This window comes from Corallococcus sp. AB049A (assembly GCF_003668885.1).
Lineage (GTDB): Bacteria > Myxococcota > Myxococcia > Myxococcales > Myxococcaceae > Corallococcus > Corallococcus interemptor.
The window spans coordinates 1-414 of the sequence record NZ_RAWL01001281.1; the positions used below are offsets into that span (position 1 = coordinate 1).

General features: G+C 68.8%; 1 protein-coding gene. It reads left to right on the plus strand.

What is annotated here, in order from left to right; genetic code table 11:
- A partial coding sequence (locus tag D7X55_RS47005; protein WP_121725791.1) for an SDR family oxidoreductase occupies window positions 1–360 on the plus strand: 360 nt, incomplete at its 5' end.
- Between the last annotated feature and the right edge of the window lie 54 nt (window positions 361–414).

Consider the following 414-nt stretch of genomic DNA (forward strand, 5'->3'; position numbering starts at 1 on the left):
GCGCCCTACCTGCGCCGCCAGCAGGGCTGCATCGTCAACCTCACCGACCTGCACGGCACCGACCCGATGCGTGACCACATCGCCTACACCATGGCCAAGGCCGCGCTGGAGATGGCAACGCGCGCGCTGGCGCTGGAGCTGGCGCCGAAGGTGCGGGTCAATGCAGTAGCGCCGGGTGCGATCCTGTGGCCGGAACAGGGCAAGGATGATTTCGCCCGCGAGGCGCTGCTGGCACGCACGCCTTTGGCGCGGATCGGCACCGTCGAGGAGATCGCCGAGGCGGTGTACTGGCTGGTGGCCGAGGCCAGCTTCGTCACCGGCCACACCCTGCGCGTGGATGGCGGGCGTACGGTCAGCTGAAAGGTTGCCGGGGTCCACAACGGGGTCAGATCCCATTTCCCGGCGGGAAAAGGG